The 15162-nt window shown below is 65.9% G+C and carries 12 protein-coding genes and 1 pseudogene; 1 reads left to right on the top strand and 12 read right to left on the bottom strand.

Annotation, left to right across the window (positions count from 1 at the left end):
- Window positions 1-70 precede the first annotated feature (70 nt).
- The 12 genes and pseudogenes from CFB39_RS41240 to CFB39_RS02185 all read right to left on the bottom strand — a co-directional run bounded on the left by CFB39_RS41240 (window position 71) and on the right by CFB39_RS02185 (window position 14102).
- Window positions 71-274, bottom strand: a complete 204-nt coding sequence (locus tag CFB39_RS41240) for a hypothetical protein (RefSeq protein WP_373452717.1) — start codon at window positions 272-274, stop codon at window positions 71-73.
- Window positions 249-584 (bottom strand): annotated as a pseudogene (locus tag CFB39_RS41235) (DUF4123 domain-containing protein); the annotation flags it as partial. The pseudogene CFB39_RS41235 and the gene CFB39_RS41240, both read right to left, overlap by 26 nt.
- Before the next feature lie 161 nt (window positions 585-745).
- Entirely contained in the window at window positions 746-3304 is a 2559-nt protein-coding gene (locus CFB39_RS02230; RefSeq protein ID WP_089472049.1) for a type VI secretion system Vgr family protein, read from the bottom strand.
- Between the two features lie 122 nt (window positions 3305-3426).
- The gene (gene tssA, locus CFB39_RS02225; RefSeq protein WP_089472048.1) at window positions 3427-4548 is read right to left on the bottom strand and encodes a type VI secretion system protein TssA; all 1122 of its coding nucleotides are present in this window, start codon (window positions 4546-4548) and stop codon (window positions 3427-3429) included.
- A 42-nt stretch (window positions 4549-4590) separates the two neighbouring features.
- On the bottom strand, window positions 4591-7260 hold the full coding sequence (tssH, locus tag CFB39_RS02220; RefSeq protein WP_089472047.1) for a type VI secretion system ATPase TssH: 2670 nt from the start codon (window positions 7258-7260) through the stop codon (window positions 4591-4593).
- Window positions 7261-7304: 44 nt separating this feature from the next.
- Window positions 7305-8405 carry a type VI secretion system baseplate subunit TssG gene (gene tssG / locus CFB39_RS02215; protein WP_089424358.1) on the bottom strand — a complete coding sequence of 367 codons (1101 nt, stop codon included), beginning with the start codon at window positions 8403-8405 and terminating at the stop codon, window positions 7305-7307.
- The gene (gene tssF, locus CFB39_RS02210) at window positions 8369-10204 is read right to left on the bottom strand and encodes a type VI secretion system baseplate subunit TssF (RefSeq protein WP_089472046.1); all 1836 of its coding nucleotides are present in this window, start codon (window positions 10202-10204) and stop codon (window positions 8369-8371) included. Before tssF ends, tssG begins: the two co-directional genes overlap by 37 nt.
- 77 nt (window positions 10205-10281) lie before the next feature.
- On the bottom strand, window positions 10282-10767 hold the full coding sequence (tssE, locus tag CFB39_RS02205; protein WP_021161818.1) for a type VI secretion system baseplate subunit TssE: 486 nt from the start codon (window positions 10765-10767) through the stop codon (window positions 10282-10284).
- 63 nt (window positions 10768-10830) lie between these two features.
- A complete protein-coding gene (locus CFB39_RS02200) occupies window positions 10831-11334 on the bottom strand; it encodes a type VI secretion system tube protein Hcp (protein WP_006477093.1) in 504 nt (167 codons plus the stop codon).
- Between the two features lie 70 nt (window positions 11335-11404).
- Window positions 11405-12895, bottom strand: coding sequence for a type VI secretion system contractile sheath large subunit (gene tssC / locus CFB39_RS02195; protein ID WP_011350759.1), 1491 nt, complete (start codon window positions 12893-12895; stop codon window positions 11405-11407).
- A 15-nt stretch (window positions 12896-12910) separates the two neighbouring features.
- Window positions 12911-13426 carry a type VI secretion system contractile sheath small subunit gene (gene tssB, locus CFB39_RS02190; RefSeq protein WP_006484395.1) on the bottom strand — a complete coding sequence of 172 codons (516 nt, stop codon included), beginning with the start codon at window positions 13424-13426 and terminating at the stop codon, window positions 12911-12913.
- 46 nt (window positions 13427-13472) lie between these two features.
- A complete protein-coding gene (locus CFB39_RS02185) occupies window positions 13473-14102 on the bottom strand; it encodes a M48 family metallopeptidase (protein ID WP_089472045.1) in 630 nt (209 codons plus the stop codon).
- 374 nt (window positions 14103-14476) lie between these two features.
- On the opposite strand from CFB39_RS02185, the gene tssJ reads away from it, so the two are divergent.
- On the top strand, window positions 14477-15088 hold the full coding sequence (gene tssJ, locus CFB39_RS02180) for a type VI secretion system lipoprotein TssJ (protein WP_089424355.1): 612 nt from the start codon (window positions 14477-14479) through the stop codon (window positions 15086-15088).
- Window positions 15089-15162 lie beyond the last annotated feature (74 nt).

Genomic DNA, 15162 nt, shown 5'->3' with positions numbered 1-15162 from the left:
GTCTCGCGAAACTTCAGCACGAGCTTGTCCGGATACCCGAGCTCGATCAACCGAGCGTGCTGCTGCTCGCTCAGGCCCGGCGCATCGCCTGCCGGCGCCGCGCCTTCGATCGCCGGCGCATCGTTGCGCCACACGACCTCGTCGAGCCGACGCTCGCGATACCGGATCTCGGTGAACGGCGCAACGAACTGCCGCGCCTGCGCATCGCTCCACACCTGCCGCAGACGTTCGAATACGTGGTTGTCGAAGAAGAACAGGTAGTACGAACGACCATTGGGCAGCTTGTACTGCACATACCGGCGCAGATGCGCGTCGAGCGCATCGAACGTCCACGTCGACCAAAGCCATGTCACCGCATGCAAATCGACTGCATCGAGCCAAAGCTGGCGCAGCAGCCGATGCTGCCCGCCATGCTCGTCGTCGAGCGCGTCGCGCTCGAACGCGATCAGGTACGGCGCGATATCGGTATAGGCATCGAGCCCGGTATCGATCCAGAGCGACGCATAGCGCAGGCCGCGCACCGTCGCGAGCTGTACATCCAGCTCCTGATAGCCGCGCGTATCGACGAGCACGTAAAGCCGCATCGCCCTGCCGTCGTCGTCCGCATGCGCCAGCGAAGCTTTCAGTGTTTCCAGGAACGCCAGCCACGCCGGCTCGCGCGGATTCGGCACGGTGTCGACGGCTTCGCCTGGCTCGACGGCGTCGTCCCGATCGACCACGTCGCCCGTGTCGTTGACTTCGTCCATCAATCCGCCTCGACCATCGATTCGCGCCCGCTATGCGCGTTCAGCACGCATTGCTTGCACGTGCCGCCCGGCATCGCGGGCAGCGGATACGGCATGCTCGTCGGCCCGCTGAACTGGTGCTGCGCGCCCTTGAAATCGATCTTCCCCGGCGCGTGAATCTCGATGTTGCCGCCCTTGATCCGGATATAGGCGCCGCCCGACGTCAGCAGGACCTCCTGCTTCGCAGCCACATCGACTGCCTCGGTCGCCGCCACCAGCTTCACGGTCTTCTGCGCGGTAAGCTCGATGTTGTCCGCGTGCGCCTGGACCTCGACGTTGCCCTTCGCGGCGAACAGCTTCATTCCGGCGTTCTGCGCGAACAGGCTGATGCGGTCGCGGATGCCGGCGATCAGCGACTTGCCGCTCGTGATGAAGGTGCTTTGACCGCTGACGATATTGGTCTGCCGGTCGCTCGCCACGTGCACCGACTGCTGCGACGCCATCCCGATCCCCGCCGGGCTCGCGAACAGCATCACCGGCTCCTTGAACGCATTCGCGTTCCCCGTCCCGCCGCCGCCGGTCCGGCCGCCCGACGACGCGCCCGCCAAGCTCTCCTGCGTCGCGTCGGTGAACGTCTTCAGCGCGTCTTGACCGTTGCCGAGGCTTTCGGCCTGATGCGCTTCGCTGACCTGCGACAGCGATTCGATCAGCCCCTCGGCATCGACGAGCTGCTGTTGCGCCTCGCGCACGTCGAGCGGCTGGCTATTCGCCTGCTTCGGATGCGTCGTCACGTACAACCCCTGCCCGGCGCGCACGGCGCCGTATGCATCCGTGCGCAAGTCGAACCCCGAGCCGAGATACGCGCCCCGCGTGTTGCCGTTCTGCTCGATCAGGTAGCCGAGATGCAACAGCGAATTCGCGCTGCTGCTGAACAGGCGTGCACGGTTCTGGCCGGTCGCGTCGTCGAGCACCATCTCGTTGTGCCCCGACCCCGCGTACTCCTTCGACCGGAAGCCCGACAGGATGCCGTCGCTATGCCACTGCGGCCTGGTTGCCCCGTTGTAGACCCGATGCATCACGATCGGCCGGTCGCAGTCTCCGCCGATATAGCCGATCAGCACTTCCTCGCCGACCCGCGGAATATGAACGGCCCCGTAGCCGCCGCCGGTATCCGACTGCACGACACGCATCCAGCACGATGCGGTTTCGGTGCCCTCGTTCTGCCGGTCCCAGACGAACATGACCTTGATGCGGTTCAGCGCGTCCGTATACACCTCTTCGCCCTTCGGCCCGACGACGACGGCCGTCTCGAGCTGCATCACGGGCTTCTTGTGTTCGAACGGGCTGCGATACGGCACCGCCGCTCGTTGCGCTTCGACCTCGACGAGATAGAACCCGGCCGAGCCGTCTTCGTGCCCGACTTCGAACGCAGCCGCCGCACCGTGCCCGGCTTTGGCCTGCGCGAGGCGGTCCTGCAGGCTGTGCGGGAAGTGCGCCTCGTGGTCCGACAGCGGCAAGTTGTTCTCGATGTAGCGTGTCACGCCGATCGCCGCGAACTCACGATCGCGCTCCGGATCGCGGTCGTGCTCCGGATGATCGACCAGCGCGAAGCGCCGGCCCGCATCGATCCCGCGCACGCCGCCCACGCCGAAGAAACGCTTCGCGCGCGACTCCCATTCCTCGAGACGGATCTTCGACAGATGTTCGCCGCGGTCCTGGCCCGGATACGTGTAGGCGCCCGTGTATTCGTAGATTTCCGCCTGATCCGGCAGGTCGCCCTGGCCGGCCTTGGTCGGCAGCGTCGTGCCGTTCGGATTGCCCGCGGACGACGGTGACTTGTAGTCGAACGTGCGCGTCGTGTGCAGCGTGCTCTGCAGGGTCCTCGACGCAGCCCATTGCGTAAAACCGGTCGTTTCCGCGCCGGTTCCCGAGCGATCGAAGCCGACGGCCTTCGGCGCCAGCTCGTCGACCGCATGCAGATCGTCGGTAATGACGAGCGTATGGGTCTTGCCGTCGTCGGCATGCCGCCAGAAGCCGAACAGCCCTTCATCCTCCATCAGGCGATGCACGAAGTTCCAGTCGGTTTCGCTCTGGCGGCAGTACGAGCGCGACGGCAGCGGCTTCGACAGCGCGAACTGATACCGGCCCTTGGCCTGGGGATGCGCGTCGAACACATCGGCGAGGATCGCATCGACGCTCTGATCCTGCCAATACCGCATGTCGCTGCGGAACTTGAGGAAGTGCATCCACGACGCGAAGGTGAGCTGGTAGCTCGACAGGCTGCCGTCCGCGCCGAGCCGGCGCGCCGTATGGACATAGCCGTTGATCGGGCGATACGACCGGTCCGCCTGCTGGATCCATAGCGTGATCGGCTGTGCGATCAGCGTCTTGAGTTCGACGTCGCTCGCGGTGGACACGAGATCGAGCGTCACGCTGAAATCGCGCCCCAGTTCGGAACGGGTCATGGCCCGGCGCGGTACGAGCGCATGGTCCGGCAACGACGGGATGTCCGTCTTCAGCAGGCGATCCTGCTGAATCAGGCCGCCGCGAATCGCCTGCGCCAGTTCTGTCGCGTTCATGCGTCACTCACCTTCTTGTTTGCCGCGAACCCGCCGGGGCCCGCGCTCTCAGGAAAGAGCCCTTCCCTCACCACACGACGGCGTCCGGGCACGCGTCACGCGCGTCGCCGCGGCATCGTCGCTCACGCCTGCTCGTCCGGCCTCACGCCCAGCAACTCACGAATATGCGACAGCGAGCCGTCGTCCTTCACGACGCTCTCGAGCCACTTGTGCAGCGGCATGTCGGCCCATTCGGCGGCCTTGTCGGCGAGATACGCGACCGGGCTGTGCGGCTCGGTCTGGCGGAAATAGCGGGCGACCGCACGCAACTGGTCGACGGCCTGCGCACGGTTCTGGATGCCGGCGATCATCTGCGTCACCGGGGCGCGCGGAACGGGCTGCGGCTGCACGTGAGTCTCCTCCGTCTGGATCGGGTTGCCGAACACCGGCTCGATACGCTCGGGCTGCGCCTGCTGCGCCCCGGGCGTGTGCGGCGCGCTGCCCGTATAGCCCTGCTCGCGCGCAAAGCGCTCGGCGAGCCGGTACACGGTCTCGAACGCGTCGCGCGCCTGCCGGAAGCTCGGCGCCGAATCGCCCGCGCGCTCGACGAGCCGCTCCTCGAACGCATCGAGCGCGAACTCGAACGCCTTCAGGTTCGCGAGCAACGCGGTGTAGAACGCGATCGACGTCACGCGCCGCGACGAATCGATCTGCTCGATCGACGGCTTGCCGCGTGCGATGTCGTCCGCGTGTTCGGGGTCGCGCTTGATGGCCTGCGCGACGTGCTGCGCCACTTCCCAGTCGAGCGTGCTGAACGCGTTCGACGCGCCGTCCGTCATCGGCACCGCGCGCAGCAGCTCGGCCGTGCGGCCGGACAGCCACGCGACGTTGCCGAGCCGGTGCTCGGTGTCGTCGTCCTCGGGCAACGGATGCACGGTGTCCCAGAAGTCGCGGCACAGGCCCTCGAGCAGCGCATAACCTTCGGTGAGGCCGGTGATGCCGTCCTCGAGCGCGAGCGCCTCGGTCAGCCACACGGCGAGCCTCAGGTCCTTCGTGCGCGTGCACAGCAGCTCGCCCGCATGATCGACCACGAAGCCCCAGTCGGCCTCCTTGATCTCGGTCACCCACTCGCCCTGGTCGAGCGTCGGATCGTCGTAACGCCGCGCATCCTGGATCGCGTCGAATTCGTTCGAAAACAGCAGGTCGTCGCCGCTGGGCGACGCATCGCTGATCGGCGTCAGCAGCTCGGGGAGATTGATCGGCATGATTCTGTCAGTTCATCAAATGCTTGCGTTGCACGGCCGCGCTCATTCGACGGTGTACGTGAATTCGCCGGCCTCGTCCGCGCGCACCGCGATGCGCGCGATGGCCTCGCCGTCGGCGATCCGGCCGAGCACGTGGCCCGCGATCTCCGGCAGCAGCGTGCCGTTCAGGATGTGGTCGACGTTGCGGGCGCCCGAATCGACCTCGGTGCAGCGCGCGAGCACCGCCTCGACGAGCGACTCGTCCCATTCGAACGCGGCCTTGTGGTTCGCCTCGATCCGGCGGCGGATCCGCTCGAGCTTCAGCTCGATGATCTCGGCCAGCACGTCGTCGGAAATCGGGTAGTACGGCACGACCTTCATCCGCCCGAGGAAGGCGGGCTTGAAGGTCTTGTACAGCTGCGGGCGCAGCGTCTCGGCGAGCGCGTCCGGATCGGGCAATTCCTCGGCCGGCTTGTTCAGGCACGCCTGCATCACCGCGGATGAACCGACGTTCGACGTCAGGATGATCAGCGTGTTGCGGAAGTCGATCTCGCGCCCTTCCGCATCGTCCATCGCGCCCTTGTCGAATACCTGGAAGAACATCTCGAGCACGTCGGGGTGCGCCTTCTCGACCTCGTCGAGCAGCACGACGGAATACGGGTTGCGGCGCACGGCCTCGGTCAGCACGCCGCCTTCGCCGTAGCCGACGTAGCCCGGCGGCGAGCCTTTCAGGCCCGACACGCTGTGCGCTTCCTGGTACTCGCTCATGTTGATCGTGACCATCTTGCGCTCGCCGCCGTACAGGATGTCGGCCAGCGCGAGCGCCGTCTCGGTCTTGCCGACGCCCGACGGCCCGACGAACATGAACACGCCGCGCGGCTTGTTCGGATCCTCGAGGCTCGCGGTCGCGGTGCGCACGCGCTGCGCGATCGCTTCCAGCGCGTGATCCTGACCGATCACGCGCGCGGCGAGCAGCGGCTGCAGGTTCAGCACGGTGTCGATCTCGTCCTTCACCATCCGGCCGAGCGGAATGCCCGTCCACGCGGCGACGATCTCGGCCACCACGTGGCCGTCGACCTGCAGCGGCACCATCGGCTCGCCGCCCTGCAGCGCGTGCAGCGCCGCGACGCGTTCGGCGAGCGTGTCGCGGGTGGCCTGCACGTCGACCGGCTGGCCGTCTTCCGACGGGCCGCGTGCCTTGTCGAGCGCTTCGCGCAGTTCGGTGATCTCGGCGACGATCACGCGCTCGGCTTCATAGCGCGCCTCGTCCTTCGCCAGTTGCTCGAGCGCCGTGTCGCGCGTGCCGCGCAGCTCGCCGAGCCGCTCGTCGTGCGACGCGCCGCCCGCTGCCTCGCGCTCCAGCGACGCGATTTCCGCGTCGATCCGTTCGATGCGCTTCTTCGTGTCGTCGATCGCCGCCGGCGTCGCGCTGTGCGCGAGCGCGACCTTCGCGCACGCGGTGTCGAGCACGCTGATCGCCTTGTCCGGCAGCTGGCGGCCGCTGATGTAGCGGTGCGACAGGCGCACGGCCTCGGTGATCGCGTCGTCGAGGATCCGCACGTTGAAGTGCTTCTCCATCAGGCCGGACATCCCGCGCAGCATCGCGGCCGCGAGCGGCTCGCTCGGCTCCTCGACCTTCACGACCTGGAAGCGCCGCGCGAGCGCCGCGTCCTTTTCGAAGTACTTCTTGTATTCGCTCCACGTCGTCGCGGCGATCGTGCGCAGCTCGCCGCGCGCGAGCGCCGGCTTCAGCAGGTTCGCCGCGTCGTTCTGGCCGGCCTGGCCGCCCGCGCCGATGATCGTGTGCGCTTCGTCGATGAACAGGATGATCGGGTGCGCACTCTTCTTCACCTCGTCGATCACGCTCTTCAGGCGGTTCTCGAACTCGCCCTTCACGCTCGCGCCGGCCTGCAGCAGGCCCATGTCGAGCACGTGCAGCGCGACGCCGCGCAGCGGCGGCGGCACGTCGTCGGCCGCGATGCGCAGCGCGAGGCCCTCGACGACCGCCGTTTTGCCGACGCCGGCCTCGCCGGTCATGATCGGGTTGTTCTGGCGGCGGCGCATCAGGATGTCGATCGCCTGGCGGATCTCGGCTTCGCGGCCGATCACCGGGTCGATCTTGCCGTCGCGTGCGCGCTGCGTGAGGTTGGTCGTGTACGTGTCGAGCGCGGGTGTCTTCGACGGGCCGGCAGCAGGGGCGAAACCGTCGGCGGCCGGCGCGACGTCGCTCCCTTCGTCGTCCGCCTGACGCGGCTCGGCTTCGCTCGAGCCGGCCGTGATCTCGTCGAACTTGTGCTTCAGGTCCGTCACGTTCATTTCCGCGAACTGCGACGACATCCGTTGCGCGAATTGCGCGAGATCGGGCGCGGTCAGCAGCGCGAGCAGCAGGTGCCCCGAACGGATGCGGCCGAGCTGCGAGTCGAGCGACGCGATCAGCCACGCCTGTTCGAACAGCGCGATCAGGTGCACGGAGAACACCGGCGTGCGCGTGTTGCCCGTCTTCAGGCGCGTCAGTTCGCGCTCGAGATCGGCGTGCAGCGCGTGCGGATCGACGCGGCTCGCGCGCAGTGCGAGCGGCAGGTCGCCCGTCGCTTCGTCAAGTAGCGCGAGGAACAGGTGCTCGAGATCGACCTCGTAGTGGCCGCGCGCCAGGCACGCGCTTGCCGCCCGCTCGGTCGCGTGGCGGCACAGCGGGTTCAGTTTCGTGATCAGGGTCTTCAGAGGCGTGCTCATGGCGTCGATCTCAGGTTCGATTGCGTGTTTGTTGTCGTTCGGAATCAGTGAATCACGTGCAGTTCGTAGCGGGCGTCGGAGCGGTCCTCGACCGCGTCGCGCGTGCAGAGGAACGCGTCCCAGCCGAGCCGCGAGCCCGCGCCGAGCACGCTCGCGCCGACTTCGGTGCGCTTGAGCACGAGCTTCACTTCGTATTCGAGCGTGACGCCGGCGAGCAGCGTCAGCATCCGCTCCAGTGCGATGGCGTGCGCGCCGCCGGGCAGGAACGCCTCGTAGTCGCGCTTGGACAGCGGCCCGACGACGATCCGCGCGCGCATGTCGCGCTGCCACACGCGTTCGCCGACGAGCGCCGTCGCGCCGAGCACCGCGTTGACTTCGCCGAGCACGCTCAGCTGGTCGGGCGGCACGTCGTACCACTTGCCGACGAACTGGTCGATCTTCACCGGCACGCGGAAATAGTCGGACAGCGTGCGCTGCAGGTAGGCGGCCGACATCGGCCGGTGCCGCGCGGCGAGCGCATAGCCGGCCACGGCCTCGTCGAGCACGCCGCCCACGCCGGCCGCGAGGCTGTCGCGCACCTCGTCGCTCGGCACGCCCGCGATCGCGAGCAGCAGCGGCAGATAGCGCTCGTCACGGTCGAGCTCGTAGTGGAACGGCAGCCGGTATTTCTTCCACGCGGCATAGAACAGCGCGGTCGCGCGGTTCGAGAACACGTCGAAGAAGGCACGCGCCGCATGATCGCGCTTCAGGTGCTCGCGCGCAACGATCTGCTCGGTGTAATGCAGCGGCAGCGCGCCCTGCCCGCCGAGCAGCCCGAAGAACGCGGGCGTCAGCTCGACGTGGCCGAGCTCACCGGCCGCGAGCGCGGCGCCGCGCGCCTCGCCCGTGTCGAGGTGGGTGCCGTCGTCGTCGAACGAACGCGCACCTTCGATCTCGCTCGGCGGAAAGCCGAGCGACAGCGTGTTGCGGAATTCGATGCGCTGCGCGACCACGTCGCCCTGCCGCCACGCGCCGGGCGCGTCCGACGCCTGCCGCGCGAACAGCCCTTCGAGCACGCGCACCGCCTGGAAGAACTCGAAGCGGTGCGGTTCGTCGAGCAGCGCGTCGACTACGCCAGGATCGATTCGCCGGTCCGGGGCTTGCATCGGATGATCTCCTCGCCGGTGCGCTTCGACACGACGACTAGTTGAACGAAACTGTTGAGGTGCACGTACAGCCCGAAGAAGCTGTCGAGCACGCGCACGAACGAGGCCAGGCTCGCGCCGACGAAGTGTTCCTCGTCGATCGTCAGGCGGATCTCGATGCCGCGCACGAAGGTCGCGAACGGCTTGCCGGGCAGCCACTGCACGGCGCCGCGCTGCTCGATGCCGGCCAGGCCGTCGATCTGGCGCATCGACACGGCGGTGCGCCGCAGATCGTACAGCGTCAGCATTTCCTTCAGCGGCGCGAGGCCGTGCGCGACCAGCGACACGTGATTGAGCGCGAGGTGCGACACGAGCCGCCAGTGCGCGGCGCGGCCACGCTCGAAGCGCACGCTCTGCGTCGGGCGGCGCAGCAGCGAGATGCCGCTCGTCTGCGCGCCGCCTTCCTGGAACAGGTCGCCGCCTTCGAGCCCGAACGCGAGCATCGCCGGCAGGTCGCGGTTCGTGCAGGTGAGGTCGAGGCTCAGCGTGTCGGTCTGCGGCGACGTCGGCTCGAAATCGATGTCGACGATCGAGATCTCGGTTTCGTAGCCGGGGCTCTTCTGCGCGACCCAGTCGTTGCGGCGCGCGAACCAGTAATGGCCGATCCGCGCCGATTCACCGTGGTGCAGCGAATAGAACGGCCGGAACTCGATCACCGACTCCTCGTGCGCCTGCTGCCTCACGAGCTTCACCGAATCGATCGAATACACCTCGTACGCGAACGCGCGCCGCGCCTCGGCGATCACCGGATAGGACACCGCGCGGTGCGTGATGCGGATCGGTTCGCCGTGCTGGCGGAACAGGTTGACGATCGGGGTGCAGAACAGCCGGAAGTGGCTCGCCGTCAGCAGTTCGAGCAGCCGCGCGACGTGCGAATCGCTGCGCACGTCCTGCAGCACGAGATGCAGCGTCGCGCGCTGGCAGCGGCCGCTCGCGCGCGCGATCGCCGCGATGTCGAAGTCGACGAAATCGAACTTGTCGGGGAACGCGAAGTATTCGGTGAGCAGGCGATACGCGGGATGCGATTTCGCCGGATAGTCGATCAGCGCGTCGTCCTCGTCGAAGCCGGCATGCGCGATCGGCAGCTTGCGCAGCGCGGTCCAGCGGCCGTTGCGCTCGGGCTCGACATACGCGCCGAGCACGTTGACGAACAGGCAGTCGGTCAGCGCGGCGACGAACGACTGCTCGCCGTGCAGGTGCGCGCGCAGCGTCGGCAGCTTCAGCGCGCCGAGATCGAGCTGCGCGGCGAGCGACTCGAACGTGATCGAGATCACGCCCGTCGCATTCGACGGCAGCACCGTCGCGCTCGGCGCGAGCGCGACCGGCGTATAGCGGGCTTCCGAGATGCGGATCGGCGCGAGCGTCACGTCATAGGCGGTGCGGAACCGGCACTGCACGCCGCGGATCGGGCGGCTCTTCAGCTCGGTGCCGCGACCGACCACGACCGGTTCGGTCTGCTGGCCGGGCGACGCCGGCGTGAACTGCGCGATCGAGCACGACGGGAACGGCCGCAGGTAGTGCGGATACAGCACTTCCAGCAGCGCTTCGGTGAATTCCGGGTAATCGTCGTCGAGCTTCTTGTTGATGCGCGCGCCGAGCAGCGCGAACGACTCGATCATCCGCTCGACGTGCGGATCCTCGCAATGCTCGCCCGACAGCGCGAGCCGCGCCGCGATCTTCGGATAGCGTTCGGCGAAATCTCGCGAATAGCGCCGCAAAAACGATAATTCGCGCTCGTAATACGGCAGCAATTCTTCCATCGACGACCCCGAACCTCAATATTTCCTGCCGGACCCTGATCCACCACCGGGCGGTCCGGCCCGCTCGGCGGCTTGATTTACTGCATTCTTGCGGCGCGTGCGCGCGTGACCGAATACTGCAGCGTCGAGGGCTGCAGCATCGCGTCGAAACTCACCGGCTCCTCGGCCGGGTGCACGACGAGCAGCGCCTGGATCGCGAAGTAAAGCGCGTTGGTGGCCTGCTCGTTCAGCTCGAACGTCACCTGCACCTGCTGCAGGCGCGGCTCGTGGCGCGCGATGGCCTGCTGGATCGACTTGCAGATGAACGCGCGATCGTAGTGACTCGCGAGGCTCAGCCCCGCGAAATCGTTCAGCCCGTAGGTCAGCACCGACTTCTGGCACTCCGGCAGCGTGGCCAGCTCGTTCTCGGTGTGGGCGATACGGGTGTTGAGGATCGCCTCGACGTCGCGGGCGACCGTGTTCTTGAGCTCGTCCAGCGACAATTGCCGCATCGCTGCCGAGGCCGGCAGGTGCGGTTCGTCGTCGAACAGCTTGTCGAGAAAACTGGGTTCGAATCGTTTCATCGGCCGGTATGTACAGCGAAAACGGCAACGGGGACGCCGAGCGCCCCGTTGCCGCAACCGACCTTAGACCGCGTAGGTCTTGTCGTTCTTCGTCAGACTCCAGGCGCCTTGCGTGTTGCCGCCCTGGTTGCCGCCGATCTTCTGCTGGGTTTGCTTCCACTGCACAGCTGCGTACTTCAGCGAGAACGTCTCGAGCGGCAGACCTTCTTCGCGAACGCTCGGGGCGATGCTCGAGATGATCACGTACTTGAGCTTGACTTCCAGATACTGCACGCGCTTGCCTTCACCGTCAGCGCGCGAGAAATGGACCGTCACCTCGTCGAACGTGGTGCCGCCCGAAGCGTGTTGGTACAGCAGCGGGCTCGACGAATCGATTTCCTTCGTGAAGATCATGTCGCCGTGTTCGCAACGCGTCATCGTGTGACCGCCAGCGGTCGATGCGGTTGCCGAACGCGGCTGAACGATCGAGTGATCCCACGATTTCAGCTCGATCCAGCCCTGGTGGTCCTTGTCCGCGGATTCGCCCTTCACCGCGGGACTACCAAACTGCAAGTGCATATGTAACATGGCCCTTCGACTCCCCAAAGAGGTGGTTTTAACGTCCTACCCAGGCGGCCCGCCCGGGCGATTTACTCGCTTATGAATTTGCCGGTTTGGGCAGATCAGCGACAAGTCGCAGAGAAATCGAGAGTTCGTCGAGCTGAAAGTGCGGGCGCAGGAACGCGACCGAACGATACGAGCCCGGCTTGCCCGGAATCTCCGACACTTGTATGGATGCCTCGCGCAGCGGAAATTGCGCTTTCTGTTCCTGCGAGGCGTTGTCGTCGAGCAGGACGTATTGCGAAATCCACCGGTTGAGGAAAGTCTCCACGTTCTGCGCCGATGCGAAGCTGCCGATCTTGTCCCGCATCATCGCCTTCAGGTAGTGCGCGACGCGCGATACCGAGAAGATGTACTGAAGCTGGGCGGACAGGACGGCGTTCGCATTCGCGCTGTCGGTGCTGTATTTCTTGGGTTTCTGCACCGACTGCGCAGCGAAGAACGCGGCGTAATCTGAGTTCTTGCAATGGACGAGCGGGATGAAGCCGAGGTCGCTCAGCTCCTTCTCGCGGCGATCGGTGATCGCGATTTCGGTCGGGCACTTCAGCGCGACTTCACCGTCGTCGGTCTTGAACGTGTGGGTCGGCAGGTCCTCGACGAGGCCGCCGCCTTCGACGCCGCGGATCGCCGCGCACCAGCCGAAGTCGTCGAATGCGGCCGTCAGGCGCGCAGCGAACGCCCACGCGGCGTTGCACCACAGGTACTTGTCGTGGTCGGTGCCGTCGACGTCCTCGACGAAGTTGAAGTTCTCCGCGGTCTGGCCGTCCTTCGGATTGAACGGCAGGCGGCCGAGGAAGCGCGGCAGCGTCAGGCCGACGTAGCGCGAATCTTCGGCGTCGCGGAACGACTTCCACTTCGCATATTCGACCGTATCGAACACCTTGCCCAGGTCGCGCGGCTTGCCGAGGTCGGAGAACGACTCGAGGCCGAGCAGCTCGGGCGATGCCGACGCGATGAACGGCGCATGCGCGGCCGCCGCGACGTGCGACATCTGCTCGATGAAGTACATGTCTTCCGGCTGGCGCGAGATCTCGTAATCGCCGATCAGCGCACCGAACGGCGAGCCGCCGAACGTGCCGAATTCTTCTTCGTAGACCTTCTTGAACAGCGCGCTCTGGTCGAACTCGCTCGCGCCCTTGAAATCGCGCACGAGGTCGCGCTTCGGCGCGTGCAGCGCCTTGATCTTGATCGTCTGGCCGGTGTTGCTTTCCTTGACCAGGTAGTCCATCCCGCGCCACGTGCTTTCGAGGCGCTGGAATTCCGGCGCGTGCATCACTGCGGAAAGCTGCGTGGAAATCAGGCGGTCCAGTTCCGCGACGCGCGCGTCGATCGTGGCCGACAGGTTGTCCGACACGATCACCGTGCCGTCGAGCACCTGGTGCACGAGTTCGCCGATCAGGTCCTTCGCACGCGCATGCTCGGAATCGGATTTCGCGACCTTGCTCTTCTCGACGATGTCGTCGAGCAGCGAGGTCCCGGCGGCGTAATCCGCGCCGCTCGCTTGGGCCGCAGCCGTTTGCTGGTTCATCTCAACACTCCGTCGTCATTCGCCGTCTTTGTCGCCGCCCGTGCCCTTCGCGAGCTCCTGCAGCTGCTGCGTGTTCTTCAGCACCTCGGACAGCAGATCCTCGAGCTTGTCGTTGCCGGCGAGCTTGTTGCGCAGGTCGGCGAGCTTCGAGCGCGCCTCGAGCAGGCGGCGCAGCGGCTCGACCTGTTCGACGACTTCGTCCGGGCTGAAATCCGACAGCGAACGGAACTTCAGGTCGACCGCAAACTTGCCGCCTTCCGGGCTCAGGCGGTTTTCCACCTGGAACGCGGCACGCGGCTCGATCGCCTTCATCACGTCGTCGAAATTGTCGCGATCGATGTTGACGAATTTACGGTCGCGCAGCTTCGGCTGCTCGATTTCGGACTGGCCCGCCAGATCGCCGACGACCCCGACGACGAACGGCAGTTCCTTCACCTCGATCGCATCGCCCTTCTCGACCTCATAGGTCAATTGGACGCGCGGCGGCCGTATTTTCTGCAAGCTTTTCTGAATGCTTTCTTTCTTGGCCATCTCGACGGCTCCCAGGTTAGTTGTGGTTATCGCGTCAGTCTTGCGGTCAGTTGCGCAGTGCGCCGAACGGGTCGGCGCCGCCCTTTTGCGGCGTGGTGGGCGGCGTCGGCGTGCTGGTCGCCGCTGCTTCGGCCGCCGGTGCAGCGCCGGTCTTCGCACGATGAACGACGCGGCGCGTCTGCCGCGGCTTCACGACCTTCGTTTCCGGCGGGAACAGCGCCGATTCGCCCAGCGTGTCGCGCAGCTGCTTCGCGAGCGCCTGCGCATCCGACTTCGCGTCACCCGCGAGCGAGGAATCCTGGCGCAGCTCGCCGAGCGACTGCGTCGCGATCCGCAGGCCGGCCACGGCCAGCACGCTCTTCGCCTGACGGTCGGTCGCGTCGCGCTGCAGCGCTTCCTGCGCGGCAACGATTGCCTGGCCGTAATGGTTCTGGGCGAACTGGATTTGCGCGATGCGCGACCACGGCTCTTCGCGCGTCGGATCCGACTTCGCGAGCTGCTGGTACAGGCCGAGCGCCTTGTCCTGGTCCCCCGCCTTCGCAACTGCGTCCGCATCCGCCAGCGACTTGTTGAACACTTCGGCAGTCGGCGGCGCCGGAGGCTGGCTCGCACAACCTGCGATCACGCCGCAAGCCACTACTACCCCAGACAGTTTTGCGAAGAGACGGTCTTTCATCGTTATATCCACCGGCGCGTGAGTTTTAAATCGTTGAGAATCTGGTTCTTTTGCTTTGCAAGAAGCGCGCGGGTATAGTACCGATCAATTTTTCATAATTCAATCGTCGTGTGAAGAGTAATTCCTTTTAAAACCGGGCGCTACCCCCTCCAATGGCCTCTCGCAGCGGGCTCGCAGCGATTTTTCTTTGGGCCGGAACGGGCAAGTTTTACTGGTTTCGCGACGCGCCGCCCGGACGGTGGCAAAAATTTCCGGGCGCCTGCCTCGACGCGGGCGTGCTTAATAGTTGAACAGTGCAATGCCGGGGACACGCAGCGAACGCGGAAATACCCGGCAGATTTGACAGGGATAAAAGGCAGCCCGCCGGAAATACGATGAGATCGTTGATGATTCGCTACGCGCTGCCACTGGTTGCCTGCGCGCTTCTGGCCGGATGCGCGGCCGCCCCGCTGCTCGGCTCGGCCGCGAGCGCCGTGATGTCCGCGGCCGGCATCGGCAAGCCCGAGGTGCCCGACGCGCAGAAGCCGCCGCGCAACCTCGGCATCACCCTCGCCGCGGCGCCGAACCTGAATGCCGCGACCGACCACAAGCCGCTCGCGCTCGTCGTGCGGCTCTATACGCTGAAGGACCCGACGTCGTTCCAGCAGGCGCCGTTCGACGCATTCACGGATCCGACCAAGGAAAAGGCCGCACTGGGCGCGGATCTGCTGAACGTGCGTGAAATCACGCTGATTCCGGGCCAGCGCTATACGGCGACCGAGAAGGTTTCGCGCGAGGCGCAGGCATTCGGCATCGTCGCCCTGTTCCGCGATCCCGCACTCCAACGATGGAAACTGACGTTCGACCCGGTGAAGTCGGAGAAATCCGGCATAATCATCGGCCTGCATAATTGCGCGATGACGGTCACCGACGGCACTGTCATCGCACCGCAACAGGGTGCGCCTTCACAACCGCTGAATTTGCTTTCTTCGGTCTCCTGCGGTTAAACAATGACGCACGAATGTCAATTAACAAGAGTTAACAATTGGCGATTTAATTCGGGCACGAACAAATCGATTAC

Source organism: Burkholderia sp. AU6039, assembly GCF_002223365.1.
GTDB lineage: Bacteria > Pseudomonadota > Gammaproteobacteria > Burkholderiales > Burkholderiaceae > Burkholderia.
This window is presented reverse-complemented; position numbering and strand designations above follow the sequence as displayed.

Excerpts from the sequence above, each read along its gene's own strand:
- tssC (WP_011350759.1), bottom strand. The coding sequence starts at position 12,895 with ATGAACCAGCAAACGGCTGCGGCCCAAGCGAGCGGCGCGGATTACGCC.
- tssJ (WP_089424355.1), top strand. The coding sequence starts at position 14,477 with ATGAGATCGTTGATGATTCGCTACGCGCTGCCACTGGTTGCCTGCGCG.
- CFB39_RS02230 (WP_089472049.1), bottom strand. The coding sequence starts at position 3,304 with ATGAACGCGACAGAACTGGCGCAGGCGATTCGCGGCGGCCTGATTCAG.
- tssA (WP_089472048.1), bottom strand. The coding sequence starts at position 4,548 with ATGCCGATCAATCTCCCCGAGCTGCTGACGCCGATCAGCGATGCGTCG.
- tssB (WP_006484395.1), bottom strand. The coding sequence starts at position 13,426 with ATGGCCAAGAAAGAAAGCATTCAGAAAAGCTTGCAGAAAATACGGCCG.
- tssE (WP_021161818.1), bottom strand. The coding sequence starts at position 10,767 with ATGAAACGATTCGAACCCAGTTTTCTCGACAAGCTGTTCGACGACGAA.
- CFB39_RS41240 (WP_373452717.1), bottom strand. The coding sequence starts at position 274 with ATGGTCGTTCGTACTACCTGTTCTTCTTCGACAACCACGTATTCGAAC.
- tssF (WP_089472046.1), bottom strand. The coding sequence starts at position 10,204 with ATGGAAGAATTGCTGCCGTATTACGAGCGCGAATTATCGTTTTTGCGG.
- tssG (WP_089424358.1), bottom strand. The coding sequence starts at position 8,405 with ATGCAAGCCCCGGACCGGCGAATCGATCCTGGCGTAGTCGACGCGCTG.
- CFB39_RS02185 (WP_089472045.1), bottom strand. The coding sequence starts at position 14,102 with ATGAAAGACCGTCTCTTCGCAAAACTGTCTGGGGTAGTAGTGGCTTGC.
- tssH (WP_089472047.1), bottom strand. The coding sequence starts at position 7,260 with ATGAGCACGCCTCTGAAGACCCTGATCACGAAACTGAACCCGCTGTGC.
- CFB39_RS02200 (WP_006477093.1), bottom strand. The coding sequence starts at position 11,334 with ATGTTACATATGCACTTGCAGTTTGGTAGTCCCGCGGTGAAGGGCGAA.